This window comes from Methanocalculus chunghsingensis, from assembly GCF_018132105.1.
Lineage (GTDB): Archaea > Halobacteriota > Methanomicrobia > Methanomicrobiales > Methanocorpusculaceae > Methanocalculus > Methanocalculus chunghsingensis.
In genome coordinates this window covers 47,961-73,959 of sequence record NZ_JWHL01000001.1, presented here as the reverse complement: position 1 = coordinate 73,959, position 25,999 = coordinate 47,961, and the positions used below count along the sequence as shown (strand labels likewise).

Annotated in this window: 33 protein-coding genes and 2 tRNA genes; 20 read left to right on the top strand and 15 right to left on the bottom strand. The window is 49.5% G+C overall.

Annotated features, from left to right (window positions below; genetic code table 11):
• Window positions 1–166: 166 nt before the first annotated feature.
• Window positions 167–769: a nitroreductase family protein gene (locus RJ53_RS00410; protein ID WP_211529634.1), complete on the bottom strand. Its 603-nt coding sequence runs from the start codon at window positions 767–769 to the stop codon at window positions 167–169.
• Window positions 770–943: 174 nt separating this feature from the next.
• Here RJ53_RS00410 and RJ53_RS00405 point away from each other — a divergent pair, with 174 nt between their 5' ends.
• Entirely contained in the window at window positions 944–1,885 is a 942-nt protein-coding gene (locus tag RJ53_RS00405; protein ID WP_211529633.1) for a radical SAM protein, read from the top strand.
• A gap of 88 nt (window positions 1,886–1,973) precedes the next feature.
• Window positions 1,974–2,903 (top strand): putative hemolysin, encoded by a 930-nt coding sequence (locus RJ53_RS00400; RefSeq protein WP_211529632.1) that lies wholly within the window; start codon window positions 1,974–1,976, stop codon window positions 2,901–2,903.
• Window positions 2,904–2,942: 39 nt separating this feature from the next.
• On the opposite strand, the gene RJ53_RS00395 is transcribed toward RJ53_RS00400, so the two are convergent.
• A complete protein-coding gene (locus tag RJ53_RS00395; RefSeq protein ID WP_211529631.1) occupies window positions 2,943–3,575 on the bottom strand; it encodes a LysE family transporter in 633 nt (210 codons plus the stop codon).
• A gap of 159 nt (window positions 3,576–3,734) precedes the next feature.
• Here RJ53_RS00395 and RJ53_RS00390 point away from each other — a divergent pair, with 159 nt between their 5' ends.
• The 3 genes from RJ53_RS00390 to hisE all read left to right on the top strand — a co-directional run bounded on the left by RJ53_RS00390 (window position 3,735) and on the right by hisE (window position 5,409).
• Window positions 3,735–4,487, top strand: a complete 753-nt coding sequence (locus RJ53_RS00390) for an SIMPL domain-containing protein (protein ID WP_211529630.1) — start codon at window positions 3,735–3,737, stop codon at window positions 4,485–4,487.
• A gap of 171 nt (window positions 4,488–4,658) precedes the next feature.
• A complete protein-coding gene (locus RJ53_RS00385; protein WP_211529629.1) occupies window positions 4,659–5,108 on the top strand; it encodes a NusA-like transcription termination signal-binding factor in 450 nt (149 codons plus the stop codon).
• Entirely contained in the window at window positions 5,098–5,409 is a 312-nt protein-coding gene (gene hisE, locus RJ53_RS00380) for a phosphoribosyl-ATP diphosphatase (protein ID WP_211529628.1), read from the top strand. The genes RJ53_RS00385 and hisE overlap by 11 nt, the downstream gene beginning before the upstream one ends.
• A gap of 31 nt (window positions 5,410–5,440) precedes the next feature.
• On the opposite strand, the gene RJ53_RS00375 is transcribed toward hisE, so the two are convergent.
• The 6 genes from RJ53_RS00375 to RJ53_RS00350 form a co-directional block, all read right to left on the bottom strand.
• Window positions 5,441–5,890 carry a bifunctional nuclease family protein gene (locus RJ53_RS00375; RefSeq protein ID WP_211529627.1) on the bottom strand — a complete coding sequence of 150 codons (450 nt, stop codon included), beginning with the start codon at window positions 5,888–5,890 and terminating at the stop codon, window positions 5,441–5,443.
• 16 nt (window positions 5,891–5,906) lie between these two features.
• A complete protein-coding gene (locus tag RJ53_RS00370) occupies window positions 5,907–6,956 on the bottom strand; it encodes a lysylphosphatidylglycerol synthase transmembrane domain-containing protein (RefSeq protein WP_211529626.1) in 1,050 nt (349 codons plus the stop codon).
• Window positions 6,957–7,025: 69 nt separating this feature from the next.
• Window positions 7,026–7,604, bottom strand: coding sequence for a DUF357 domain-containing protein (locus RJ53_RS00365; protein WP_211529625.1), 579 nt, complete (start codon window positions 7,602–7,604; stop codon window positions 7,026–7,028).
• Window positions 7,601–8,362, bottom strand: coding sequence for a diphthine synthase (gene dph5, locus RJ53_RS00360; RefSeq protein ID WP_211529624.1), 762 nt, complete (start codon window positions 8,360–8,362; stop codon window positions 7,601–7,603). The genes RJ53_RS00365 and dph5 overlap by 4 nt, the downstream gene beginning before the upstream one ends.
• 9 nt (window positions 8,363–8,371) lie before the next feature.
• Window positions 8,372–9,538, bottom strand: coding sequence for a GTP-binding protein (locus RJ53_RS00355; RefSeq protein ID WP_211529623.1), 1,167 nt, complete (start codon window positions 9,536–9,538; stop codon window positions 8,372–8,374).
• A complete protein-coding gene (locus RJ53_RS00350; RefSeq protein WP_211529622.1) occupies window positions 9,535–10,245 on the bottom strand; it encodes an RAD55 family ATPase in 711 nt (236 codons plus the stop codon). The genes RJ53_RS00355 and RJ53_RS00350 overlap by 4 nt, the downstream gene beginning before the upstream one ends.
• Window positions 10,246–10,407: 162 nt before the next feature.
• Here RJ53_RS00350 and polX point away from each other — a divergent pair, with 162 nt between their 5' ends.
• The gene (gene polX, locus RJ53_RS00345) at window positions 10,408–12,099 is read left to right on the top strand and encodes a DNA polymerase/3'-5' exonuclease PolX (protein ID WP_211529621.1); all 1,692 of its coding nucleotides are present in this window, start codon (window positions 10,408–10,410) and stop codon (window positions 12,097–12,099) included.
• The gene (locus RJ53_RS00340; protein WP_211529620.1) at window positions 12,096–12,689 is read left to right on the top strand and encodes an undecaprenyl diphosphate synthase family protein; all 594 of its coding nucleotides are present in this window, start codon (window positions 12,096–12,098) and stop codon (window positions 12,687–12,689) included. Before polX ends, RJ53_RS00340 begins: the two co-directional genes overlap by 4 nt.
• Here RJ53_RS00340 and uppS read toward each other — a convergent pair.
• Complete coding sequence (uppS, locus tag RJ53_RS00335) at window positions 12,663–13,442, bottom strand: polyprenyl diphosphate synthase (protein ID WP_211529619.1); 780 nt, start codon at window positions 13,440–13,442, stop codon at window positions 12,663–12,665. The two genes, RJ53_RS00340 and uppS, sit on opposite strands and share 27 nt — an antisense overlap.
• On the bottom strand, window positions 13,439–14,476 hold the full coding sequence (locus tag RJ53_RS00330; RefSeq protein WP_211529618.1) for a radical SAM protein: 1,038 nt from the start codon (window positions 14,474–14,476) through the stop codon (window positions 13,439–13,441). The genes uppS and RJ53_RS00330 overlap by 4 nt, the downstream gene beginning before the upstream one ends.
• 220 nt (window positions 14,477–14,696) lie before the next feature.
• Here RJ53_RS00330 and RJ53_RS00325 point away from each other — a divergent pair, with 220 nt between their 5' ends.
• The 4 genes from RJ53_RS00325 (at window position 14,697) to RJ53_RS00310 (ending at window position 18,336) form a co-directional block, all read left to right on the top strand.
• Complete coding sequence (locus tag RJ53_RS00325) at window positions 14,697–15,521, top strand: hypothetical protein (RefSeq protein ID WP_246495900.1); 825 nt, start codon at window positions 14,697–14,699, stop codon at window positions 15,519–15,521.
• Window positions 15,518–16,582 (top strand): type IV pilin, encoded by a 1,065-nt coding sequence (locus RJ53_RS00320; RefSeq protein ID WP_211529616.1) that lies wholly within the window; start codon window positions 15,518–15,520, stop codon window positions 16,580–16,582. The genes RJ53_RS00325 and RJ53_RS00320 overlap by 4 nt, the downstream gene beginning before the upstream one ends.
• A gap of 13 nt (window positions 16,583–16,595) precedes the next feature.
• On the top strand, window positions 16,596–18,137 hold the full coding sequence (locus RJ53_RS00315; RefSeq protein WP_246495899.1) for a PKD domain-containing protein: 1,542 nt from the start codon (window positions 16,596–16,598) through the stop codon (window positions 18,135–18,137).
• 128 nt (window positions 18,138–18,265) lie between these two features.
• Window positions 18,266–18,336: transfer RNA gene (locus RJ53_RS00310), tRNA-Gly, on the top strand.
• 457 nt (window positions 18,337–18,793) lie between these two features.
• On the opposite strand, the gene RJ53_RS00305 is transcribed toward RJ53_RS00310, so the two are convergent.
• Both RJ53_RS00305 and RJ53_RS00300 read right to left on the bottom strand, forming a co-directional pair.
• Window positions 18,794–19,291 (bottom strand): fasciclin domain-containing protein, encoded by a 498-nt coding sequence (locus RJ53_RS00305; RefSeq protein WP_211529615.1) that lies wholly within the window; start codon window positions 19,289–19,291, stop codon window positions 18,794–18,796.
• A gap of 208 nt (window positions 19,292–19,499) precedes the next feature.
• Complete coding sequence (locus tag RJ53_RS00300; RefSeq protein WP_211529614.1) at window positions 19,500–19,667, bottom strand: DUF1059 domain-containing protein; 168 nt, start codon at window positions 19,665–19,667, stop codon at window positions 19,500–19,502.
• Between the two features lie 123 nt (window positions 19,668–19,790).
• Between RJ53_RS00300 and RJ53_RS00295 the strand changes: the two genes are divergently transcribed.
• From RJ53_RS00295 to RJ53_RS00275, 5 genes are all read left to right on the top strand, one after another.
• On the top strand, window positions 19,791–19,928 hold the full coding sequence (locus tag RJ53_RS00295; RefSeq protein WP_211529613.1) for a hypothetical protein: 138 nt from the start codon (window positions 19,791–19,793) through the stop codon (window positions 19,926–19,928).
• Between the two features lie 212 nt (window positions 19,929–20,140).
• A complete protein-coding gene (locus tag RJ53_RS00290) occupies window positions 20,141–20,323 on the top strand; it encodes a hypothetical protein (protein WP_211529612.1) in 183 nt (60 codons plus the stop codon).
• Window positions 20,324–20,521: 198 nt separating this feature from the next.
• Window positions 20,522–21,196, top strand: a complete 675-nt coding sequence (locus tag RJ53_RS00285; protein WP_211529611.1) for a DUF5612 domain-containing protein — start codon at window positions 20,522–20,524, stop codon at window positions 21,194–21,196.
• Window positions 21,196–21,774, top strand: a complete 579-nt coding sequence (locus RJ53_RS00280; RefSeq protein WP_211529610.1) for an L-threonylcarbamoyladenylate synthase — start codon at window positions 21,196–21,198, stop codon at window positions 21,772–21,774. The genes RJ53_RS00285 and RJ53_RS00280 overlap by 1 nt, the downstream gene beginning before the upstream one ends.
• A complete protein-coding gene (locus tag RJ53_RS00275) occupies window positions 21,771–22,703 on the top strand; it encodes a nucleotidyltransferase domain-containing protein (RefSeq protein ID WP_211529823.1) in 933 nt (310 codons plus the stop codon). The genes RJ53_RS00280 and RJ53_RS00275 overlap by 4 nt, the downstream gene beginning before the upstream one ends.
• 12 nt (window positions 22,704–22,715) lie before the next feature.
• On the opposite strand, the gene RJ53_RS00270 is transcribed toward RJ53_RS00275, so the two are convergent.
• Window positions 22,716–23,414 (bottom strand): PD-(D/E)XK nuclease family protein, encoded by a 699-nt coding sequence (locus RJ53_RS00270; protein WP_211529609.1) that lies wholly within the window; start codon window positions 23,412–23,414, stop codon window positions 22,716–22,718.
• A gap of 42 nt (window positions 23,415–23,456) precedes the next feature.
• On the opposite strand from RJ53_RS00270, the gene RJ53_RS00265 reads away from it, so the two are divergent.
• The 3 genes from RJ53_RS00265 to RJ53_RS00255 all read left to right on the top strand — a co-directional run bounded on the left by RJ53_RS00265 (window position 23,457) and on the right by RJ53_RS00255 (window position 24,352).
• A complete protein-coding gene (locus RJ53_RS00265) occupies window positions 23,457–23,750 on the top strand; it encodes a DUF3467 domain-containing protein (protein WP_211529608.1) in 294 nt (97 codons plus the stop codon).
• Between the two features lie 44 nt (window positions 23,751–23,794).
• Window positions 23,795–23,868 (top strand) — tRNA-Thr (locus RJ53_RS00260).
• Window positions 23,869–24,088: 220 nt separating this feature from the next.
• Complete coding sequence (locus RJ53_RS00255; protein ID WP_211529607.1) at window positions 24,089–24,352, top strand: hypothetical protein; 264 nt, start codon at window positions 24,089–24,091, stop codon at window positions 24,350–24,352.
• Between the two features lie 274 nt (window positions 24,353–24,626).
• On the opposite strand, the gene RJ53_RS00250 is transcribed toward RJ53_RS00255, so the two are convergent.
• Together RJ53_RS00250 and RJ53_RS00245 are read right to left on the bottom strand one after the other, a co-directional pair.
• Window positions 24,627–24,842, bottom strand: coding sequence for a type II toxin-antitoxin system RelE family toxin (locus RJ53_RS00250; RefSeq protein WP_343221800.1), 216 nt, complete (start codon window positions 24,840–24,842; stop codon window positions 24,627–24,629).
• Between the two features lie 53 nt (window positions 24,843–24,895).
• The gene (locus tag RJ53_RS00245) at window positions 24,896–25,126 is read right to left on the bottom strand and encodes a DUF7557 family protein (protein WP_211529605.1); all 231 of its coding nucleotides are present in this window, start codon (window positions 25,124–25,126) and stop codon (window positions 24,896–24,898) included.
• A 276-nt stretch (window positions 25,127–25,402) separates the two neighbouring features.
• Between RJ53_RS00245 and RJ53_RS00240 the strand changes: the two genes are divergently transcribed.
• Window positions 25,403–25,924: a mismatch-specific DNA-glycosylase gene (locus RJ53_RS00240; protein ID WP_211529604.1), complete on the top strand. Its 522-nt coding sequence runs from the start codon at window positions 25,403–25,405 to the stop codon at window positions 25,922–25,924.
• The last annotated feature ends 75 nt before the right edge of the window (window positions 25,925–25,999 follow it).

The window sequence follows — 25,999 nt, the reverse complement described above, 5'->3', positions numbered from 1 at the left end:
ACTTCATTAACCGGATATCATTTATAATAAAATATTTATTTTAATTAAACCATACCTGTCTGGGATGTATATTTTTTAGAAAATAAAGTTTAATAAACTACCCCACCGGGCAACAGATGCAGGACCATCACACATCTTCTGTCGTTCCTGACCATAGAGCTCCCCCTCATGGAACATGATTGCCAGAACCCGCCATTAGAATACATTCCCGAAGGGGACGTTTTGGAACATGATGGACACCCCTGTCATCCCGCCAGTACCGGGTATCACCATTTTCACCCAGTTCCTCGATCCGGATCTCTTCACCCGAATAACCAAGGGCGATGACAAGGAGAATCCGAAAGCCTTTCGGGATTCGAAGGAGAGATGCAAGCTCCTTTCGCCTGATCGATCCGAAGATGCACCCGGCGATGCCCATCTCGGCAGCGGCCAGGAGAATGGTCTGCGCGGCAATACCGAGATCGATTGATGGATCCGGTTGTGCATCCTTAGCGGCGATTATGGTAATATAGGCTGCCGGGCGCTCCCCTTCTGCCGGTCCATCCCATTCCGGGAGATCAAGGGCAAAGAAGAGGCAGGAACGTATCTTTATCGTCTCTTTCTCCTCCACAGAGAGGAGATATCTGAGTGGCTGGTGGTTTCTGGCAGACGGACAGAAACGGGCAATATCGATGAGTTGGTAAAGAATCTCGATCGGTATTCTTTGATCCTCACGAAATCGACGGGTACTTCTGTTTCTCAGGGTGAGCTGTCTGACGCAGTCGTTCATCTTCTGTTGATTAACGCTTATCATCAATAAAAATTCATCAGATACGAAAATTCACCTTCGTATACACCACAGGAAGATATATGCAATCGATACAACGAGGATATACGAAGAGCTGAAGAAGCCATCCTGAAAGTAGTGGTATACCATTGAGGGGCCAAAAACCTGGAGAAAGAGATGATCCATACCCAGACGCAGAAACGATATCCTGATCTTCACCATGAAGGTATTCTGAAGAGGAGAGCAGAGGCAGCAGCAGAGATACTCAAAGACTGCACCCTCTGCCCACATGCCTGCCATGTTGACAGGACGGCTGGGGAGAGAGGGTTCTGCAGGACCGGAGAGAGGCTCATCGTCTCAGGTTTCTCCCCCCATTACGGGGAAGAAGAGCCGCTCGTCGGAAAGAGAGGTTCAGGAACGATATTCTTTACCCATTGTAATCTTGCCTGTGTCTATTGCCAGAATTATGATATCAGCCAGGAAGGGAGAGGGTATGAAATATCCCCCGGAGAACTCGCAGGGATTATGCTGAAACTTCAGGAGATGGGGTGCCATAATATCAACCTCGTCTCACCGACACACCAGGTCACAGGTATTCTGGGAGCAATTGATATCGCTGCCGGTCATGGACTGACGATTCCCATCGTCTATAATACCGGGGGGTATGATGCGGTAACAACCCTGAAACTCCTTGATGGTGTCATTGACATCTATATGCCGGACGCAAAATATGGAGAGGGGAAGATTGCCAATGATCTCTCAGGAGCACCGGATTATGTTGAAAAGATGCATGAGGCGCTGAAAGAGATGCATCGGCAGGTGGGGAATCTCGTCATCAGAGACGGCATTGCTGAGCGGGGCATGATTATCAGGCACCTGGTACTCCCCGATGATCTCGCCGGGACCCGGGAGGTGGTCGCCTTCATCGCAGAAGAGATCTCACCAGATGCATATCTGAATATCATGCCACAGTACCGACCGGCATTCCGGGTGGAGAGCATGGATCAGAGGTATCGATCTCTTCAGCGCCGGATAACCCCGAAAGAGTTTGATGATGCCCTCATGACTGCCAGGAGCTATGGACTGTGGAGAGGATTTGATACAACAAATGAGTTATAATTTTGTAATTCGTTGAATATACGCGGATAACTGCGGAAATGGTCGCAGTTAAAGGCATATATTTATTATCAGAAGAACCATCCTCCTCATGATAGATATGAGAGGAAAAATTATTGTTGGAGCGGTTGTGGTTCTGGCAGCCTGCTTCCTCCTTGCTTCAGGCTGTGTCACAGAAGAGCCGCCCGTTGAGGTCAGTGGTATCGGTGTTGTGACATACATCGATCTTGAAGGCGGGTTCTACGGAATCATTGCCGATGATGGAACAGAGTACCTCCCCACAAACCTCCCTGAGGAGCTCAAAGTTGATGGAACAGACGTCCTCTTTGCCGGGGAGATAAGAGATGATCTGGTAACGATACAGCAGTGGGGAACGCCACTCTGGATCACCAGTATCGTCAAAGAGGAGGAAGAGCAGTACATCAGAACGACGGGTGTTGTCACCTATATTGATCTTGAGGGTGGCTTCTATGGAATCGTCGCTGAAGATGGCAGACAGTATCTTCCATTGAACCTTGATGAAGGATTTGAGGTGGATGGACTCATGGTCTCCTTTGAAGCAGAGCCACAGGATGTAGCAACGATCTATATGTGGGGAGAACCGGTTGAGATCATCGCGATATCTCTTCATGAGTCTGAGGATATCATCGCAGGAACAGGTACAATCACCTATATTGATCTTGAAGGCGGGTTTTATGGGATCATCGCAGATGAAGGGGGGCAGTATCTCCCACTGAATCTTGCCGATGAACATAAGGTGGATGGATTACATGTTTCCTTTACCGGCACCATTGAGCGGGATATCGTCACCATCCAGCAGTGGGGCCAGCCAATCACCATCATCTCCATCGAAGAGGCAGCGAGTGGAATGATTGGAATGCCAAACCCTGCCGCACTCTTTGTAAAAGAACTCGGCTACGAATATGAGATACGATCAGGGCCTGATGGCGAGTATGGCGTTGCTATCCTTCCAAACGGGACTGTCATCGATGAGTGGGAACTGTACCGCATGTACCATTAATTCCACATTTTTTTCAACAATGCAGGAATTCCTTCGGACTTAGCCGGAGGAAGGCAATGTAAAGAAACTGAAGAGGAACCAGAATCCGAAGATCAGCAGGAAAAAACCACATGCTGAGAGGATCAGACGATATTCTCTTTCTGAAAGGAAGAATCTTCCTTTATGTATGCTTGCTGATACGAGTGTCAGCCAGCCGATATCCGCCACCCAGTGGCCGGCGATAAACAAGACCCCCGCTATCAGACCTGCTTCAAGTGAGCTCCAGAGAAGAGCCGCCCCGATGGAGAGCCACCAGATCCAGAAATAGGGATTAGAAATGCTCGTCAGCATCCCAACAATGATCGGCCGGCCGGTGCTGATCCCGGCATCGGCTGTGGGTATGACAGCCATCCGTGCAGAAGTCAGCGTCAGGTACCCGAAGATGATGAGGGCCAGCCCACCGAAGAGACTGATAAGTCCTGTCACTGAACCGATATACGAGCCAAGACCTCCGATGATAAGAAGCACAATTCCGATCTCGACGATCGCATGGCCAATAGTAACGAGGGGGCCTGCGCGCCATCCTGATGCAACCGCCTCATTGATGGTGCCGATCAATGTGGGGCCTGGAGCAAGGGTTCCGGTCAGCCCGATGATGAGACCGAGAGTGAAGAAAGCGATAAGATCCTGCATATGACTCTGCTTATTACGTTTATCTTCTTGTAGATGAATATAGATCATCATACTGATAGCAGAAGAGAAATAAGCCCATTTAATGTCTTTTTCCGCATTTAACTTCAAATTTATTCGCAGTATAAGGAACCTATATCATATACGAGAGCCGTTGATTGTATGATCGCTATGCAGCTGAAGTCATTAGTTCCAGTGCTGATCATCCTTCTGGTGATCAGTATTGTCACCCTGCCGGTAACTGCGGCAGTCGATTCGAACGAACGTCTCATCCACACTCAGGGTAACGGTGAGGTGGTCACCACCCCGGATCGTGTGGAGATATCCCTTGCCGTCATAACCGAGCATGCCGATGTCAGGGTAGCCCAGCGTGATAACGCCAACCAGATGAGCAGCGCGATGGATGCACTGGAGCGTGCGGGACTGACAAGTGAGGATATGAAAACAACCGGGTATTCGATCTATAAGGTGAGCAAGAGCGTCGATCCCAAAACAGGGATGCGCCTCCCTGCTGAAGAACAGATTGAGGTCTACCGGGTCACAAATACACTCCTCGTGACACTGAAGGATACTACCCGTGCAGGCGAGATCATCGATATTGCCGTTGAGAACGGGGCAAATAATGTAAATTATATCTCATTTACGTTAAGTGACGAGAAGGAGAAGGCATTGAGAGCTGCAGCCCTGCAGAATGCGGTTGCTGAATCACGTGCCGACGCTGATGTTGTTGCAGCGGCACTCGGCCTTACTGTCCGGGATGTGAAGGAAGTGACCATTGGTGGGGGATATTACCCGGTTGCAAACCGGATGTACGACAGTATGATGGCCGCAGGAGCAGTGGAGAGGGCAGAAACTCCGATTGAACCCGGTGAAGTGAAGGTTACAGCGACTGTCTCTATAACATATCTCTGTTAAAGAGCTGGGTATTTGTCCACCCCTCTCCCTATTTTTGAAGGAATCTGCTCATGGTGAAAACCATAGTTAATGTGGTGTGATATACCATCGAATAGCACCAGATGAATACAAATGCTTAATGGCTCTGATCTACAATAGGTACCTATTCAATAGAAAAACCAGGATAGAACAATGGAGCGTACAATAAGTTTTAAAGAACGCCGTTATATAGAAGAGCTCCGTATCCTCACCAAATCAACTGCAATCGACTGTATCATCGATGACCGATTTGATCGCGTGATATATATTATACAACCGGGGGATATGGGGATCGCTATTGGAAAGCATGGCGACAATATCAGAAAAATGCAGAAAGTACTTGGTAAACGGATTGAAATGGTCGAGTATACAGAAGATCCGACTGAGTTTATCAGAAACATCTTCAAACCAGCAGAAGTGACCGCTGTACATCTTTCAGAAAATGAGCATAATGGAATTGGTATCACCGTCAGAAGTAAAAGTGATGTCGGTATTGCTATTGGTAAAGGAGGCTGCACTATAGAAAAAGCCCGGATTATCACCCGTAGGTTCCTTGGACCAGATTACGGTGAGATATCAGTTGAGGAAGAGCATGCAGCCTGATATCTTTGACGAGCTCTGGAAGGTTATAGAAGAGCGGGCGGCAGGTTCAGATGAGAAACGATCATACGTCCGAACTCTCCTTTACCATGAAAAGGGCATTGACAAACCCCTCGAGAAGGTAGGAGAAGAGGCAGTCGAATATATCCTTGCCATTAAAAACGGTGATGCCGAACGGAGCGTTTCAGAAGCGGCGGATCTCATATTTCACCTTATGGTGAGCCTCAAGGCGGCAGACATACATTTTGACCTGATTAAAGAAGAATTATCAAAACGAAGAGCCGGAATGAATCTTCATGACTGATATGATCCACTGAGATCATCTTCTCTTTTTCTTATCCAAAACCTGCGTCGATATCACGCATCTCCGGCAACATATCAGATGGTACTGCTGCATCTTTCAAAAGCATATCATCCACCAGAACCGGAGATTGCAACCGGACGGCAAGGGCGATCCCATCACTTGGGCGACAGTCAATAGAGAGATCCCCTGATCCAAAATCCAGGGAGATTGTTGCATAATAGACACCATCTTCAAGCGTATCAATTGTAACCTCCCGAATTGTAGCCCCAAGTTGCTGGAGGGTGTCGGCAAAGAGATCATGCGTCATCGGCCGGGCAGAGCGTGGCCCGTTGAGTGCGTTATTGATAGATATTGCCTCATATATTCCGATAAAAATGGGTATATAGAGATGTTCGGGAGTTTCAAGAAGAACAACCGGAGCCACCCCAAATTCGCTACTTGCGAAATAGACTCCCTGAACCTGACAGGTGACCAGCTCCATACCGTCTCAGATGCGGTCAGGTATTATGAAGTTGTTGGTCATCCTCTATTGAGCCAACTTCACGCCTCACAATGATGAGGCTTGCAACAAGACCAAGGATTATATTCAGGTAATAGAGGATCAACCGCCAGAGAAGGACGAAAACACCGAGAACAGACGTGCTGATGAAGAGGCCATACACCGTTGAGATGGAGACCTCGGCAACACCGGCGCCACCAGGAGTCAGAGGAATCATCATGATGACGGCAATGATCAGCTGTGAGACGAAAGATTCCAGATAATGGGGCCCGACTCCAAGTCCGATGAGAAGAATGGAAGCGATGATAAACTGGAAAAACCAGAAGAAGCAGGTCATGATGAGACCGATGAAGAGACCAAATTTTCCTCGTCCAATAAATTTACCAAGGCTATAGTGAAAGTTATCAACCTCTCGATCGACCTTCTCCAGAAACCGCTCGACACGTGCCAGATCCCACTTTTTCGTCAGGAGACGGGAGATACCCCTGATGAGGCGTTTCAAAAAGAACGGATTTCTGACAGATATGACAAAGATGACGAGACATATCGTCACGAGGAACCAGCTGAGATATATCAGCGTGGTAAGAGCCGGGGGGAGATCAATTGACTGCCAGACACTGCCAAGAAGGAAGAGAGAGATGACACCACCCAGACCAAGGACGATCCCATCAAGAACCCGTTCCATGATCACAATTGCCGTTGCATCCCCAAGCTTGACATCAGCCCGATAGAGTTCATGAATCCGGACAGGCTCGCCTCCTGCCTGGGACGGGGTGATGGCCGCCACAAGAAGATTTGCACAGACAAGATTGAAACAATGGAGGAAGCCGACATGATAGCCAAGAGAATAACTCATCATTTTGACACGAAGTGACCAGCAGAGCAGGGCCAGGAGATGACAGAAGAGCGCCAGCAGAAGGATCGTCAGACTAAGGTTCTGGAGAGCGATAAATGTCGATTCATCATAAGTGAAGTACAGTAAGCCCAGAAGGAAGACGGTGCTGAGGCCGACAGAGATCCAGATCCATTTTTTATGCTGCTGATTCATGTATCATTACCAAAATGATCGAATGTCTTCCTCAACGATTAGGCGACAAAGTAAAAACATCTTCTGAATTCAGGCTGTGAAAAGATGTCGATCTCCGGTAATCCGAAAAAGTCCGGCCCGGACGCCGACATCAAGCCAGCCATACCCGTAACTGAAGGCAGCAAGCGCTGATTCAGATTTTCCTTCAATAATACACAACTCTCCTGCCTTTAACCACTCTATTGCAATTGTGTTTATATCAGCGGATACGGACGATAAAAAGCTTGATTCATCCGGAGCATGCTCAATTGAGGTGAGCGCAGAAGCGATCATACGTTGATACCGTGATCGCTTCTCATCGAGTTTGTCATGATCTGATGTTGGTATGGTCCCATGCAGGAGGCTGATCTCCGGAAATAAATCAGATCCTGATATAATACCAAGATACCGGCCTGCATCGAGCCATCCGTAACCATAACACCAGGCGGCAAGCGCATTAACCGGATCATCGGACCGAAGGAAGATCTTCCCATCACTCTGGTACGCCAAGGCCATCTCCAGAATCTGATCTGCAACAACCCTGTAAGGAGATGAAGAGGGCGGAAGAGGCTCTGCATCTTCAAGTGCCTGCGTATACCTTTCAAAGAGAGAGAGAAGAGGGGAGGTCATGGTGATGGGGCAAGACCGGCAAACCGTTCCAGAAACTCACGCTCCATCATATGCAGCTCAGCTGGAACCACCAGGATATGGAGGGGGGGACCAAAATCGGATGAGGCGAGCGTATCAGCTCCCCCGGCCAGGACAACCGGATTATCAGACCCTGCCCGGGCTATCCCGACATACAGCGGTATCTCTATCCCTTTCTTTTCAGCTATCTCCTCGATGATCACAATCGCTTCAGGTATCTGCATGTACCGCGTATTCTGGATATCAAGATAGACGATGGTATGAAGATTCTGGGCGAGGTTTGTGGCAATCACCTCAACGGGTGTCGTCGGCATCCATCTTCCATGGGGGAAGGGGAGAGAGCAGGACTTTCCAAAGCGATAGTTCTGAAGGCCGGAGAGGCCGCAGACAGCACTTGAGATAGAAGCTCCATGGATGATCTGCGTGGGGATCCCCCGCTCCGCAGCACGGATCCGGAGATCAGCATGTGTTGTTGAGACCATCGTATCTCCTCCTGTCAGAAAGACAACAGATCCCACTGCAGCAGCATCGAGGATGGGGTCGGGATGCTGTTCGACATCCTCCCGGGAGAGGAGGTGGATTTTTTTCTGATAGAGTGCCTCCATCGAAGGGATATCGGTTCCCATCAACCGGGATGTGTAATACTCAAGAAAAACCGCGTCGGCTGTACGGATTGCAGAGAGACCCTTACAGGAGATGTCTTTTTCGTCATAGAGCCCGAGTCCGATGAATGTCAACATTGAATACCCTCAGAATGAAAATTTCGTTATCTGATCAACCATCGAGTTGATGACATCACGACACTGCTTTCGCTCGATGGCAGATATAAAGAATACTGGTGTGTCATCCCGAATCTGTAGTTCTGATCGTATCATCTCTTCTGTCACCGAATAAGTGAGATCCGCCTTATTTGCAACAACGATGATCGGAACAACAGTATTCCCTTCGACAATTCCTTTTAATTCCCTGGCCCGGGGCATCAGATCAGGTCGTGTGACATCGACCATCAGGATGACCCCCATCGCATTCCTGGCAAGCTGCGGGATGATCGGATCAAACCGTTCCTGGCCAGGGGTGCCATAGATGTTGATGTCAAAACCCTTACTTGCCATATGTCCGATATCAAGGGCAACCGTTGTCGGCGTTCCGAGGAGGCCAAGGCGATCGACCGACATCCCCGCCTCTGAGACATTTCTGACAAATGTGGATTTCCCGGTATCCGGAGGGCCGGTGACGACGATCTTTGGAATATATGGGATGATATGGCCCTCAGTTGCGACATAGGGGAGGGAACGGGACGGGAGCGAGAGCCATGAGACGGTATGGATTGAGAAGAAGTTAAAGAATGAGACGATGCCGGATCCGGCATGAAGGGTGACGACAAGATTGAAAGGGGTCTCATCGATCAGGGTGTCCAGCATCTCTGTCCCGAAAAGATTGAAATATTCAAAAATGACAGTGACAGGATGATCAAACTGTTTTGTCTGAAATATGGAGACAGCACCGTCAAACCCGAACTGATCCGAGAGGAGATCCAGATACACAAAGATCACTTCAATCTTCTCCTGATTGACAAGATTCTGGATCCTATCAATCCAGACCTGTTTTCGACCCTCTGGATCCGGATGTGACTCTGTGATCGTTTCGACCTCAGTCATATCAATGTACCATATGAGGTCCTTGTAACAGTCGAGGTGATACCGGCTCTGGGCAGCGACCTCAACAAGGTAAGCGTCTTTACGTGTGAATGGAGCTACAACAAGTGTTTTTTTTCCTGCAACAACTGCTGTATGAAGCATGGTGATCATAAAATGCTGACCATCCGCCTCCGGTTCTATTGCAAAGAGGACCTGGCTTCCATCTTGTACACCCCCCTCCAATAGCCCATCAAGCGCGTCTATACCGGTATATATCATCCTTCCACCACCAGCTTCCCATTGGGATCAAATGTATAGGGCAGCCACGGGGTCATTCGCCCCCCAAGACCAATCACCCGAAGTTCAAAACTCTTCTCTCCTTCCCTCACCTCAACAACACCATTCATCAGCTGCTTGATGACTGAGATGGTTCGTGCATCAAATGATTCATTATTCAGGACATAAAATCCAATCCACTCATTTTTTTTCAGTTTTGCTGAGATGACATGGAGAAACTGATACATCACCTCAAGCTTTCGGTACATCAGAAACGTCGAGAGTGAGTTAATGCAGAACCGTATCGGCGGGGGAAAAACACCCGGAGTCGGGTTCTTCAGGCTCTCATCCACAATGCCGGAGAAGACCTTGCTCATCTTAATGCTAATCCCGGTGAGGTCAACCGGGCTGGCGATGAACTTCATCCTTTCGGTATCAGGAACATTCGGGGCATCGCTTTTTGTAATAGCGTCAATTATTGCAAGTGATCGTCTCTCGGTTCCATTCAGTTTAAAGTAGTTCGCAACCTCGGCGGCCCGTTCATCCGCAGATAACAGAACGCAGTATTCACCCTTTGCAGGGAAGGAGAGATTATATGCAATTCTCTCAGCACCGGAGAGCGGGGGAGCGAGTATCAGGACATTCGCACCAGATACAAGACCACCGAGTTGTTCATCCAGTGCCGGGATACCAAACTGGTAGCTGTACATTTGATGATGAATGTATACTATTCAATCTTTAACAAACCTTTTGAAGAGAACGGAATAAGCGACCATAGAAATTCTCTATCGAATCGCATATTGACATATCATCTTATGTTGAACGGACGTCAAATGGATGATTCTATTAATTAAAACTGTCAATTACCCATCATGGGACGGGGTGAGAACGCCGGAGTCGCCGATCAGCTTGAGCAGATTGCGCAGCTGCTCCTCATCATGGATGAAAACACCTTTAAAATCCGAGCATATCAGAGGGGGGCGGAAGCGGTGCGGCAGTCACTTCAGCCGATCAGCAGTATGAGCCGGGCTGATCTCCTGCAGGTCAGAGGAATCGGAAAAGGCATCGCTGATGCGATCATCTCGATCGTTGAGACCGGTACCTGCAATGAGCTTGAATCATTGATGGAGAAGATTCCCCCACAGCTTCCGGAGCTTCTTGAGATCGATGGAATTGGCCCAAAAACTGTCCAGAAACTCTGGAGACATCTGAATATCACCTCGATTCAGGAGCTGGAGGCCGCAGCCCGGAGTCACCGGATACGGACGATCAGAGGGCTCGGTGATAAGAAGGAAGAAGAGATTCTCCGTGCTATCGCCGTCCATAAAAACAGATCCGGAAGAATGCTCCTCTCAGAAGCAGAAGCGATCGGAGAAGAGATTATTTCAGTCCTCCCCCCTGGAAGGTATTCATTTGCGGGATCGCTCCGCAGAGGACGGAGTACGATAGGAGATATCGACATTGTCACGACCAATCCGGCGGTATCCGTAAACCCCAGGCTGAGAGAGATTGCTTCAGAGATGATCGATGAGGGTATGAAAAAGACTTCGATCTTCTTTAAAGGAAAGAGGATCGATATCCGTTTTGCAGACCCTGCAGAGTATGGTGCGACACTCCTCTACCTCACCGGATCGAAAGAGTTTAACATCCGGCTTCGGGAAAGGGCAATCTCCCGTGGGCTTCGACTGAATGAATACGGCCTCCTTGACCAGAGAACAAAGGAACTCATCAAGTGTCCTGACGAGGAGATGGTCTTCAGAAGGCTCGGCCTCTCCTTTGTCCCCCCTGAACTTCGCGAGGACCGTGGGGAGGTCGCCAGGGCAGAATCTGATACACTTCCGTTTCTTGTCGAGCTGAAGAACATTCGAGGAGATCTTCATGCACATTCGACCGGATCGGATGGAACAATGACCATCAGCGAAATGGCAGGGCTTGGTGATCAACTCTCCTATGAATATATCCTCTGTTCAGATCATTCAGCATCTCTCGGCGTTGCACGCGGCCTCTCACCAGAGGGGTTGAAGAGACAGGATCATGAGATTGAGATTGTCAACAGGGATCATACATGCCAGATCCTGAAGGGGATCGAGGTGGATATTCTATCAGACGGGCGCCTTGGGCTTCCGGATGCGGTACTCTCTGATCTCGACTGTGTCATCGCCTCAATCCATTCAGTGCTCCATCAGGATACAGATAGTATCACCAGGCGGATGATCACAGCGATGGAGAACGAGCATGTCGATATCATCGGTCACCCGACCGGCCGGCTCATCGGGAGGAGAGAACCGTCCTCCATTGATATGCCCAGAATACTTGCAGCTGCCAGGGATACGGAGACGGCGTTGGAGCTGAACGCCTCACCTTACAGGCTCGACCTTGATGATATTTATCTGAAGAATGCAATAGAGTTAGGAGTTACGATCGCCATAGGAACTGATGCCCACCGACCTCTGGAATATGCACATATGCGTTATGGGGTACTGACGGCACGGAGGGGATGGTGCAGGGCTGATGATATTCTGAATACCAAATCAATTAATGAACTGATGGACTTCTGCCGATGATACATAAAATCTATGAATATCTGCTCCTGAAGAATCTCACAACGGCTCCATCCGAGATCTGCTTCATGCTCACGATCGATGATCTCATATCAGCCCCGGAACGGATCTATGATATCGTCTCATGGTCTCTTGAAGTAACAGGCATCAGGATGGTGACTTTTCATATCGATACTGAGGATCCCACATCCTGTGAGCCATTTATTGAGGAGATCAGAAAGATCTCACAGATCGCCCATCTTCACCTTCACCAGGATGAAGAGTATGTTGAGGCTGGAAAAGGGCTCTGTGTCATGGTCGTCATCGGGAAAAGTGGTCGATGGGAGGTGACCGAGAGTATCCGGAGGATAGCAGAAGAGGGAGTGGATCCATGCGATGTCACCGAGGAGATGATCGAGGAGCACCTCACCTTCAGATGTGCACCAGATCTCATTATCAAGACCGGGGGGAGCCATCTGACCGACTTCCTCATCTGGCAGTCAGTCTATTCAGAACTATTCTTCCTTGATATGAACTGGAAGTTCTTCAGAAAGACGGATTTTCTACGGGCACTCCGTGATTACCAGTCACGAACAAGAAGATTTGGAGCATGAGCTCCTCCGCTGATCAAAGACCCTGATTGCCCTGAGGAGATCAATCTTTCGGAACTGCGGCCAGTACGGGGCACAGAAATAGACGGACGATTCATTGCCGTTAGCAAGCCAGGGGAGGAAATTGGATGTCCGGAAATCGTTCCCCGTCCTGATGATGAGATCAACCGGCGGAAGCCCCAGACCCCCATAGAGATTTGCCTCAACCATGGCCGGGGTGATTTCATCAGGTCTCAGCCCCCCTTCCTTCACCCGCTGAACCAGCCGACGGGCAGCATGGACGATCTCATTTCTCCCACCATAGGCAACAGCAACATTCAGAAAGTGATTACTGTACTCTTTTGTCGCTTCTTCTGCATTTTCTATGCATGTAAGTAGATCATCAGGCAGGAGTGACCTATCACCAACCATCCTGACACGGATTTTATTTTTATGCACACGCTCGTCAGTGAGGACCTTCAGAAAACGATCCTTGAAGAGGGCAAAGAGTTCAGCGAGCTCTTCTTCGCTTCTCTTAAAATTCTCAGTTGAGAAGGCATAGAGAGTGATATGTCTGATCCCAAACTCCCGTGCCCAGTCAAGCATCGTCTCGGTTGTGTTCGCACCCTGACGATGCCCATAGCCATTTTTGAGTCCTAATTCCTTTGCATACCGCCGGTTTCCATCCTGGATGATGGCGATATGGTTTGGGATATGGGTAAGGCTATTCCTGAGGATTCGATAGTAGACCGGCTCCAGGAGTGATCGGAGACTCACAGTGGGTTCACCTCAACGATCATCCCCTTGTTCGGATACCGCTCGATGATAGAGAGATCAAGTCCTGAGACCTCTGTAAGTTCATCCAGTAACCACCATGCACATTCACAACTGCCATCCTGCTGCATCTCATAACTCTCATCATCAAACTCCGCGATGATCTCTGTCAGGTCTCGATCAGATCTGATGATCCCATAGGTGATGGTGCCATCCTCGGTGATATCATCGAAGGGGCGGGCGGTCATGGTTGCGATCCGGATGAGACGCATCCGAAGCTGGACAGAGTCCTTGAACCCTGATGAACAGAAATGGACCTTTGGATCGCCGGTGATCTCTTCTGCCCACCCGGCAGCACCCTCGATTGCATTATGAAGATCATCAGTCGGCTCCATTCCCCGCCGTCGCATCTCATCGGCACAGGTCTCGCCCCATTCGAGCTCATTGATATTGAAGAAGTCAAGGAGCGGGAGCATCGGTTTGAGATTGCCGATCCCCTGAAGGGAAGGTACCTCAATGCCGATGGCAAATCCCATCTCTTTTGCGAGGCGTGCGGATTGTGGGTAATCGGTCTCCATGATATGATCCCAGACCTCATACGGCGGGTGCATCCGGATCTCATCGACAATTCCTGAGAGAGCAGAGAGGTCCGCTTCTGTCGGGGCACGGCCGGTATAGAGATGTATCTGGTGATCGGATCCGAAGTGGTCTTTCAAGAGCCGGCAGTATGAGACGACACGATTACGGACAAGGAGCGGCTCACCTCCGGTCACCCCGGTGCCAAGGGCATCCATCGCCTCTGCTTCTGCGATGATTCCGGCATCTGAGAAAACCTCCCGATCATTTGCAAAGATGACATCGAGATCTTTTCGTTCGATTGAGAGGGGGCAGTACCAGCAGGTCCGGTCACATAGGCCGGTGATGAAGAGGACGAGCTTGGCACCATGGTGGCAGAGGATGCAGCCCTCACTTGGGAGATCAGGGATGATGTTTTCGGATGGATTCTCTGGATAGTGGTCTGTCGGAGATGGATTCATGAAGTTCTCATTACTATTGTGCGCCGGGGAGTAAAACAGTAACCGGCGAGGCAATTGGTTGATGGCCCTGATGAGTAGATTATTAATAATTATGATGCCATCTACCTTTATGCTGAGGCGACCGAACCGGTCCGATAGACGACATGCAGATGATGCCCTCTCAGAGGTTATCGGGTTTATCCTGATCCTCGCGCTGATAACGATATTTCTCTCGATCTGGATGACGTATGTCATCCCGGCAGAGGGGCGGCAGCAGGAGATCGAGCATATGAATTATGTCCGTGACTGGTTTACGCAGTATAAGGTGACGGCAGATTCGCTCTGGATCAATCATGGGGAGGATAAGGCACTGACCGGGATGACCTTTTCAAATTCCCTGGTGCTCGGGTCGCAGGGGGGGGCGACACAGGCAGGGGGGTTATTTATGCCGCTGATGCGCCCGATAGGATCGACGGGGGGGATTGCGGTTCGGAATTATGATGCAGACGGCGGGCAAGAGCGTATTGAGATACATGTTGATGGTGAATCAATCAATTTTTCATTGGGAAGACTGGAGTATGAAACTGCGAATAATTACTGGGTTTCACAAACATATTACTATCAAATGGGGGGCGTATTTTTAAAACAGCCAAATATTGGAACGGTTAGCCGTGTTGCCCCGTTAATTAACTTTAAAAAAGATGCCGGCTTGATTGATATTTACATCACAGTTATTCAGGTTGTTGAAGGCGGCAGGGCTGGAATCAGTGGCCAGGGGCCCGTGCGAATTGACACAGAGCTTGATTCCGTTATTGAGTATGAGCCTCTATCAAATTCGGATGTAAGGATTGAGTTCTACCTCACGGATCTGAAGGATGCAGAAGGTTGGTGGAAAACTCTTCGGGAGGAGCGGATTCAGGCTGGATTAACAGAGTCTGAATGTCCCATTACCCTTGACCAAAGCATCAAAATTGTCAGTATTGACCCACAATTGACCACCGGAATACATTATAGAACAGTGCGTTATAACGTGTCATTACAGTCTGTTGCAACTGGAGCAGAATGATGAGAAAGAGTGATGCGGTATCAGAACTGGTAGGCTCAATCCTTCTCGTTTCCCTGGTTGTCCTTGCAGTTGCAATTATTGGGGTCGGATTTCTCTCCCAGCCACCCCCTGTCCAACTTCAGGAGCTAAATGTACTTGCCAGCTACGATAATGGCACACTCTATCTTTACCATGATGGTGGGGATGATATGGTGGGTGGTGAGTTTCAGATTTTGCTAGATAACGATCCAGATCCAAAAGACTTCGAAGAAGTGCAGCCGCTCTGGAGAATAGGTGAAAGGAGAAGTATCGGAGGTATTAATGAGGAGCCTGAAAGGATACAACTTATTTCCCTTCGGGGAGGGCAGAAGAATCTGATTCGAGAAATCAGGATTATTCCCGGCGCCCCCCCAATCACACCGGGACCAGCACCGACACCAGGTCCGGGAGGAGGGTGTACACAGGAGGAGCTCGATGAATACGCCCAGGAATACCTGGAGGATAATTATGTTGATTATTTCTCTGACCAGCTTGATAATGATGCGGTCTATTTTACACGGCTGGAACGGGGTCCGACCGGACAGACCTATATTACCGGATGGGTTAATATCACCATCAATAGTACGAATTCCTATCTCATACGCAGTACAACCGGGAAGATGAATCTCAATCTTGGAGATGCCGTATCGATATTTTTCAGGAATGTCAATCAGGGATCTGCGGATATCTTCTCTGTCGGTAATAAGGGATGGTCGTTCTCAGGCGATGCAACGGAAATCTATGTTAATAATATCCTCGTTTCAGGATACCTTGTTGACAGCTGGATCACATCATTTACCAATTACCAGTCAACACTCAGATTTAAATCAGTTGGAACAGGGGGAGGCAGCCAGACACGACTGATTGTCGAGAACGAAACCAAGGTAGATCAGGTCAACAATAATAATTATGAGTTTATTAATATCAGGCCTGCAGAGCCGACGTTACTTATTCTGAACTTTCCTTCAGAGCAGGGTAAGCCAATTCGGTTTATAGGGAAAGTAGATGAGATTAAAGAGGGAACAACGACTATTTACCCATAAATGCCGATGAAAGATGATGCAATCCCGAAATAGTGTCTCGACCACCGCTGCCTCAGAACTGGTCGGCACGCTGATCCTCACATCCCTCATCATTCTCGTCATCGGGATCGTCTCGGTAGCCCTCCTCTCCCAGGGACCTCCAGCGGAGGTGCCGGCGCTCCGGGTGGATATCCATAATGATTCCGGGAACCTGACTCTGATCAACCGTGGAGGGGATACGCTCTTTTTTGAAAAGACCAGAATCTTTGTGGATGGCGTGGATCGGACAGCGAATTTTTTCCTTGAAGGTGAGAGTTGGAGGGAATTTGGTGCCGGCGACTGGCTTGTTCTTCCCGGATTGTTCAGAGAGGATGTAAGTGTGCAGATCGTCCATATCGGGCCGGATGTCCCGGCACTCCTCTTCACGATCGGGGATATCGGGGTGCCGCCAGGGCCGTGGGACCAGCTGGTTGCTGAATTTACGAGCAATGTGAGGAACGGAGGAGCCCCACTAACAGTGCATTTTACTGATCTTTCAAATGGATCGCCAATTGAATGGATATGGAACTTTGGAGACGGAAGTACCTCAACTGAGCAAAACCCTGCCCACACCTATCTGGCACCGGGAACGTATACCGTCAGCCTGACGGTGAAGAAGAATGGTGTTCAGGAAACTGAAACGAAAGTCGGCTATATCGTCGTCGATGATGAAGAGTCATTCGTTCATTTCATTATAAACGAGAATGTCTTCGTCTATGGTAACGTGCTCAGTTTCGCTGGGAACAGTGTCACCGGGCCGGGGTCAACTGTTGTGATCACCGGGGGACTGGATACGGCAGATACAAATCTGGGAGCTTCTATTGATGTAAGCACCATCTACATCGATGGAGATGTTATGCTGAGTGATGGATCTGCAGGCCTTGGATCTCAGAGCCATCCTGGAAATATTTACGTCAATGGAAATCTGGACTTGTGGACTGGATCACGAAACATCTACGGTGATGTCTATGTCGCAGGAGATTTCAGATTAAAAGATGCCCGTATCCATGGGAATATCTATGTTGATGGGAGTCTTGAATTGGGATGGACGCCCTTGCTCGCAGATGATGCCCGGATATATTATACCGGCACGATTACGCATCCGGCAAATTATAATGCAAATATCCTTGCCAAATGCATCCATCAACCAACGGTTCCCGGATTCGACATGCCGGATCAGGATATTCCCCCCACAAAATCTGCTGGCTGGTATACAGCACGTGGGTATATCACCAGTGGAGCTTTAACGAGCAATATGAAGGTATTTGCCGACAGCTACTCATCCACAAGCTGGCAACCCACAGCCACGAATGTGATTATCATCGCTCGTACTGGTGACATCACCATCACCGGAATGGGTGGAAGTGGCGTTACCGGCGTCTTCTTTGCACCAAACGGCAGAGTGACCTTTAATGGAGCATTCCTCGAAGGGGTGGTCATCGCCCGTGACGGGTTCTATGTGACGAGTGGCGGGACACAGGTCACCTTCAAAAACCTTGACCAGTATATCGGAGATCCGAATGATTATCCATTCTGATATCTTTTTTGGACCCCAGGTTCAACACCAGAGAAGTTACGTTCCCTAATCGGAACCTTTGCCGTGCGCATCCCTATGATCCGAAACAAAAACTTCTATATGCCAGAACGCAGATAGAATGAGGAAGCGCGATAATAGTCTAGTGGTAGGACAGGGGCTTCCCAAGCCTCTAGCCCGGGTTCGAATCCCGGTTATCGCATAAAGAGAGATCTTCCAGAAGCCACTACAACATTTCCCGGTATTTCTGCCTTTTTTCCAATGATGTTTTTAAACCAGCATGCGGAGGTTTTTTCCGTTTCAAAGCGATCCATTCATCGTGCTGGCCCACCTCGATAGACTGATCACACCCCTTCTCATCTCAATGATAATCAAGTGGTTTCTCAGGAGTACCACCCGGTATTCGTGAACTCTCTCCTTCTTACAGTCTTTTCGCCATATTGCTGGACAATTTTCTCCCTCTCAAAGTCCGGGATACCATTTCCATTGAGTCTGATGATGGGTAACCAGGTTCGAGGTGGGAAGCATCTTACCGGATTGATTTCGCCCTGGCCAATCTCAAGGAATATTTCGAAGAGAGGGACAGATCGCTCTGGCCAGGTGAGATGGTTGAAACTTTCCTTATAAAAAACGGAGGGAGGAAAAAATAGATTATTTCATCAAGCTGGCGGAATCATCACGGAGTCGATCACATGGATAACCCCATTTTTAGTTTCGATGTCGGTGATGATCACCATCGCACCGTCGACCATCACGGTCTGATTCTGAACGGTAATTGTTAATGGTTCCCCCTGTACGGTTGTAAGTGATGTCTGTTGAACGACATCCGAAGCCATCAGTTTTCCTGGCACAACATGGTAGAGTAGGATTTGGCTCAGCTGACCCTCGGGATCTTGCAACAGCGTCTCGACTGTACCTTCCGGTAATTTATTGAAGGCATCATCGGTGGGCGCAAAGACCGTAAACGGTCCGGGACCGCTAAGGGTTGTGGCAAGATCTGCGGCCTGAATAGCTGCAACGAGTGTCGTAAACCTGCCATCAGCAACCGCAGTCTCCACAATATCCATCTGCTCTGGAACCGGTGTCGATATCGCGGTAGGAGTGGGGGTAGCCGGGGGGGTTGCCGGCTGGGTGCAACCAGCGCAGACAAGAAGCAAAACGACAAGTAATGCCGTACCAATACCTAAAACACGTAGTTTCATAACATCTCAATCCTCCTTGAGAGAATAATAGAGAATGTATGTTTTAATATAAATAAGATTGTATAGATATCCTGATGAAAAATCGGACGGGACATGACCCTCCCGGGATGTATCAGGGCGATAAATCGCGGGATATCCGGGTATCCCGCGTGGAAAAAATGTGTTACTTCTCTGCCCGGTGAATCTTGATCCACATCTCCTTATCCAGGTTCGGGATATTGTGGGCCTCTCTTGCATGCTGGGCAATCTTTTCGTCGAGTTCCTGCACATTCGGGGCAGTTGCCTCAAATTGGCAGTCCATACCGATGTCCTTGCATTTGAATGATACCATGTCTGTTCACCACCCTTCAATATAATCAAAGTAATATATATAATTAGTGATAGATTTAACCCGGGATTTTCCGAAGCCATCACCCCCGGATCGAAGGAGTTGCCAGGCAGGAGTAGTACCCGTGTGGATGCCAGCCTCCCGCTGATCGCCTTCTTCCGGACACCTGGCGCCTCTGCAGGCAGTCAGGAGTGGTTAATGAGGGGAGCTCATGCCGGAACAGGACAGTCTTCGGCCACTGTCACGGGTAAATCGGCCATTTGAAAAAAGAGGAACCTTAATGCCGATCATGCAATATCTGTTGCCCTAAGGGGGTACATATCACGGTATTCAGGAATAAAATAAAATCAATCCTTTCTCCTCATCCACCCGCAGACACCAGCCTGGGCACTCTGGAACCCTGCGATGAAAGGCCATTTGTTCGACGCTACCAGCAGAAGAAGATCAACGTCTTCGTCTCCTCGACGTTCCGGAACATGAAGGCTGAACGGGACGAACTAACGCCCCGGATCTTCCCCTCTCTCAGGAAGATCTGCGAAGAACGGGGGATCGCCTGGGGCGAAGTGGATCTCCGGGGGGTATCCCGGAAGAGAAGAGCGAGAGAGGAGAGACGCTACAGATCTGCATGGACTATATCGGGAAATGCCGGCCGTACTTGATCGGGATGCCCGGTCAACGGTACGTTTGTCACATTTCCATCAGCAAATGCTTGTGCGATGGTTTTTTCTTCCTATCGTGAGTAATGATCTGGTATAGGATGAAAGCAGGTATTTGACATGAACCTGAAGGGATCGTATATGAAGAAAAATGTAATGGATTCTGGAAGAACTCTCTAGAACCTCAGTTATCGCATCGGAATGCACTCTTCTCAGAGCTACGCCATCAGCATAATTACAGAGAACAAAAGGGGGGTTCTTCGTGATATTGCCATCATTCTTGCCAGCCATAATGTCAATATCCTGACGATTCAGCAGGAGATCATTAAACGGGGCCCTGAAGCAGGTCTTGCATGGGCAGATCTTGAGATTGAGGAGGTTGAGGATTATGGGGCAATCGTTGAAGACCTTGCTGCCCATCCCTATGTCCGGGAAGTGGAGACCCATGAATCCTTCTCAAAGATATTCGGCCAGCGGGTGATCATCATCGGGGGCGGTGCCCAGGTCGCCCAGGTCGCAATGGGTGCTGTGAATGAGGCGGATCGGCATAATATCCGGGGAGAGCGGATCTCGGTCGATACCATCCCTCTTGTCGGGGAGGAGACGCTTGCCCTTGCGGTGGATGCCGTCACCCGGCTGCCTCGTGCATCGATTCTGGTTCTTGCCGGTTCCATAATGGGTGGAAAGATCAGCCAGGCAGTGGAGAATGTGAAGGCAGAAGGGATACCCGTGATAGCCCTGAAGATGGCTGGAAGCGTCGTTGATCATGCCGATCTCGTCGTCACGGATCCGATCCAGGCAGGTGTCTTTGCTGTAATGCATGTCTCAGGAAAAGCAATTTTTGATATTAATCGTGTTAAAGGGCGTGAATTCTGATGGATGATATAATTCAACGTGCCGTGAGTGTGCTTCGAAGAGATGGAATCATCGTCTACCCGACAGATACCATCTATGGTCTCGGTGGCGATGCCTTCTCCGACATAGCTATAGAACGGGTGTATGAGGCGAAGAACAGGCTCCGGGGAAAGCCGATATCAATAGCAATCTCCGACATCGAGATGCTCGCCTGTGTCGCATATATCGATAAGAAGGAAATGGGGTTCATCAACAGGTTCCTCCCCGGCCCGGTCACCGTGATCCTTGAAGCTAAAAAGTGCGTCCCGGATGAACTGACCGGCGGAACCGGGAAGATCGGAATCAGGTGGCCTGATCATAAGATCGCACTTACCATCATCAGGGAGCTGGATGCCCCGATCACCGCAACAAGCGCCAATATCTCCGGTGAGATCTCCCCAAGGCGTATCTCTGAAGTGAATGTCAGAAATGATCTCGTCGTCGATGGGGGAGAGCTGCCGGGAACACCAAGCACGGTCGTGGATCTGCACAGCAAAGAGATCATCCGACCGGGCAGTCAGCTCGATGAAATCGTCGATTACCTTATCAGGATGGGCTGAGGGTGACAAAACCGATCCGGCTCAGGGACTTCGTCGCCACAGAGGATGGTGCCATCTATTCGGTTGCAGTCTATGATAACGAGACCCATGCCGGCTGTATCCTCCGGTACCTCCCGGATCCCGAAGGAGAACGAAGAGGGCCGGACGGAGTACGGTACCGGAAGGTAGAGTTTGAGGACGCCTATACATGGATTCGGAATAACCGCCCTGAATGGGCTGATACCGTCCATCGAATACCTCTATCAGAGATTGCCCGTGTCTTCAAGCCTGAGGAGATGATGGCAGCCATGCAGGAGCGTATTCCCCGCCTCCAGCGGCTGATGAACCTCTTCCCACTCCCTGAGGGGACGGTCGGCTGTACCGGTTCCCTTCTCTGCGGACTGGAAAATGAAGCATCCGACATTGATCTCGTCGTCTATGGGGATCACTGGTTCTCTGCACAGCGTCAGTTGCAGGAAGCGGTTGCAGCCGGCAGGATCCCCCCGATGAGCATGGAGATGTGGCAGAAGGTCTATACAAAGCGGGTACCTGAGATATCTTTTGATGAATTTGTCACCCACGAAGAGAGAAAATTTAACCGGGGAGAATATGAGGGAACCTATTTTGATCTCCTCTATACACGTGCATATGAAAACCTGAACCAGGTCAGAATACGCAAAGGTGAGCCGGTCGGGAGAGGGGTCATCGAGGCGGTCGTGACAGACGCATCACTCTCCTTTGACAGCCCGGCGATCTATGCAGTTGACCATGATGAGATCGCCTATGTCCTCTCGTTTACCCATACCTACTCAGGCCAGGCCCGGGATGGTGAGGTGATCGAGGCGGCAGGGGTGATCGAGGAGCATGGTGATGAGCGCTGGCTCGTCGTTGGAACCACCCGTGAGGCACGTGGCGAGTATATCATCTCCAAAACGCTTCTGAAACGCTGATAATCCCCCAAATCATCTTTTAAAGAACCGCTCAAAGAGCGTCGGCGGCTCCTTGTTGCAGAGATCCTTTTTTCCGCACCGATCACAGGGGGCGTTGGGTGGTGAGCGTGGTGTCTCTCCGCGATAGATCGCCTCCACACTCTTCAGTGCAGAGAGCAGGGTGCGGCGATCCGATGCATTCGGGATAACCCTGCGGACGATGCCCGAAGGCAGATATGCAATCTGCACCTCACTGACCGTCTCACCATCAAGCTCCTCGGCAGCAAGAAGATACCCGGCAGCCCTGAGGCGATCCTGCCGCCAGACCCCGTGATCCGGGGCCCGTGTTGCGCGAAGGATGCCGATCTTCGGCTCGGTATCAAAGAACCAGTCGATACGCCCGGATACCGCATACCGTCTGTTCGTGATGGTGAGATCGATAGTCCGTGGTGGCCGCCAGGGGAGGCCCGCACATGCAGAGATGCAGCCCCGCAGATACCCCTGCATGGTGACGGAAATATCCGGCCGGACAAGGGTGATCTCACGCCAGATTGTATCAACATCCAGATTGCCACCAAGGTGATAGCCGACCTGTTTTGCAACGGTGTATTCATATGGCTCCTGGATTGGATCGTGCCGCTCAAGATAGACCCGGACCGGACAGGCAGAGGCCCGGACGAGGGTGGAGATCGGGATGAATTCGGGCCTTCTGGCAGAGGAAGGTGGAAGCATTGTACACAAAGGTTTTTGCATCCACTCCGCTAATAGATTTGCATGAGCCAGAAGGAAATTACCGTTAATGTCCCCGGAAATCTCGATCCGGTCTATAGCAATATGATCCAGATTGCCTTCCGTGACGACGAGTTCACCCTGATGTTCCTCCACCAGATACCAAATATCAATCAGGCAAAGGCAAAGGCAATCGTCACCATCAGCCCAAAACATGCAAAGAAGCTGCTTCTGGTTCTTGACCAGAGCGTAAAAGAGTTTGAATCGAAATTCGGGACAATCGAACAGCCGACCGAGCAGAAGGCGAACGAATCGGTGACGATGCGGGGCTACTCCTGATCAGAACCTTTTATACTTTTCAACACCAATCTATTTGACACACTGCCGCCGTGGCTTAGCCCGGTATAGCGGCTGATTCGTAATCAGCAGGTCGGGGGTTCGAATCCCCCTGGCGGCTTAAAGAAGTCAGATTCTCAATCCGTCATCAATACGCCTTTTTTTGTTTTCCCCCATCAATACCATCCGTAGACTCTGCTCCGATCTTCGATCCCGATCACCCCATCACCCTATCATCTAAGTTGACGACAAAGTAGTATACTTATGTCTCAACAAACCTTCGTCGATCGTGATGATGAACTCCGGTTCCTTCTGGACTGCTATCATTCGCAGAAATCCAAGTGCATGAACGGATAGGCTCGTCTCTCTTCTTTGAGTGCAAATGGCCCGAGCTCAGCACCCGGGACGCACGATCTGTCATCGCTGCTCTCAGGGAGAAGGCAGAATATGTGCAATGGAGAGATGGCGATCGGAAAGAGCGCTATGCACTGGTCGCCAGGAAAATTGACGGAAAAGAGCAGCTCCGTGATGAGGGGTATCATGTCATCGACCTTGAGGAGATCACCCTGCTTTCAGAGAAGTTTCTGGCAGATAAAGGCAACTGACTCGGCCAGATGATGGAGATGTACACATCCCTCCCAATGTATCATGAAGAAACAGAGAGAGCCAGATTATCTTCGGATCTCTTTGGAAGGGTTTTTTCGAGCGTTTGGAGTTCCTTCCTGAGTTGGCTCCAGGGTACTGGAATGATGACTGGTCTGACCTGGACATGGTGAAGGCATGGAAACGCTCTTGCGATTGGCTCAGGAAGATTGCCCTGCAGTACCATCCGTTTCTATTAACATGTATCAGCGAAGAGCCATACGAAACCTCTACATCTCAATACTTTCGGTAGACTGTGCTTCTATCTCCGATCTCAATCACAAAGATGACCATCACATCATCCTCAATTGTGAGTATAATCCGAAACCGCCCTATCCGATAAGAGTAAATCGGAATGCTTTGGTGTCCCTTCAGTTTTTTTATGTGTAAGCGAGGATATGATTCTTCTGCGAGAGCAGTTAGTTCGTCTTTTATCCGCTGCTCCTCAGACATTGGAAGACGTTTCAAGTCACGTTCCGCTTTCGGAGTGAAGAGGACTCGCCAGATCATTCCAGACCCAGTTCCAAAGCAATATCTTCAAGTGAGCGCAAGCGACCGGCCCGAATATCTGCGATCCCTTCCTCTATCTGCTGCAATGTCTCTTCAGAGAGGGGTTCTGGGTCATATGCTATATCCAGGAGGCGGTTGAGCGTCTCATCATAACTCTCCCGGGGATGTATTTTTAATTCATCCAGACGGGATTTTGTCTCCGGCTGAAGTTGAATTGTTGTTGCCATAATAACCCATAGGGAGGTATAGAATATAATATTTCGTATCCACTCATCACAAACTGATCCACCTGAGACCATCAACAAGAGAGGGTGACCCTTTTAATTGCCTCATATCAGATGTCCGCCACACACCCTCTCCTTAATCAGTTACATTGACATAAACGTAGTCTACGAATGTCTCAACAAAACTTCGTTGATCATGAAAATGAGCTTCAATTCCTTAAGGATCGACACCAGTCAGAGGAAAATGAATGGGTGATCAATCCTCACAACCACAAACAGATGCACATTCTCGAAGATATCCTGGCTCATAACCTTTCAATCGTCTTTTGCGGATCTGCTGCCAGCAGGAAATCAGCAGAGAGGGGGTGTTACTACTGCGGGCCAGGCAACAAATTCTGGACGCAGTTCTCAATAATAACCGGTGCAGAGAACGTTTTTCCGGTTTCAATTGAGGATTGCAGAATCGTATTACAATACAAGATAGGACTGACAGACCTGAATAAAACGGAATCAGGCTCAGACAAATCCTTATCCAAAGAGCAGTACGACAGGGAGAGATTCATCAGGGCGATGCTGGAATACGATCCACAATATATCGTCTTTAATGGCAAGGCAGCCGCAACATACGCTCTACAGAAAAGGAGGGTCACCTACGGCGTACAATCCGATATGATCGGAGAGAGCTCCGTATTTGTCGCTCCATCAACCTCCGGCCTCTCCGCAAAAGACTGGAAGAGCCATGGGGAAGCGTGCTGGGGCAGGATACGCGAGATCTACCGACAGCTGAAGGAAGGTGACTGATTATCAGGTATACCTGACAATCATGGTGGAAGGAAGCCAATTCATACCCTTCAGACAGAAAACCCACCTCAAAGA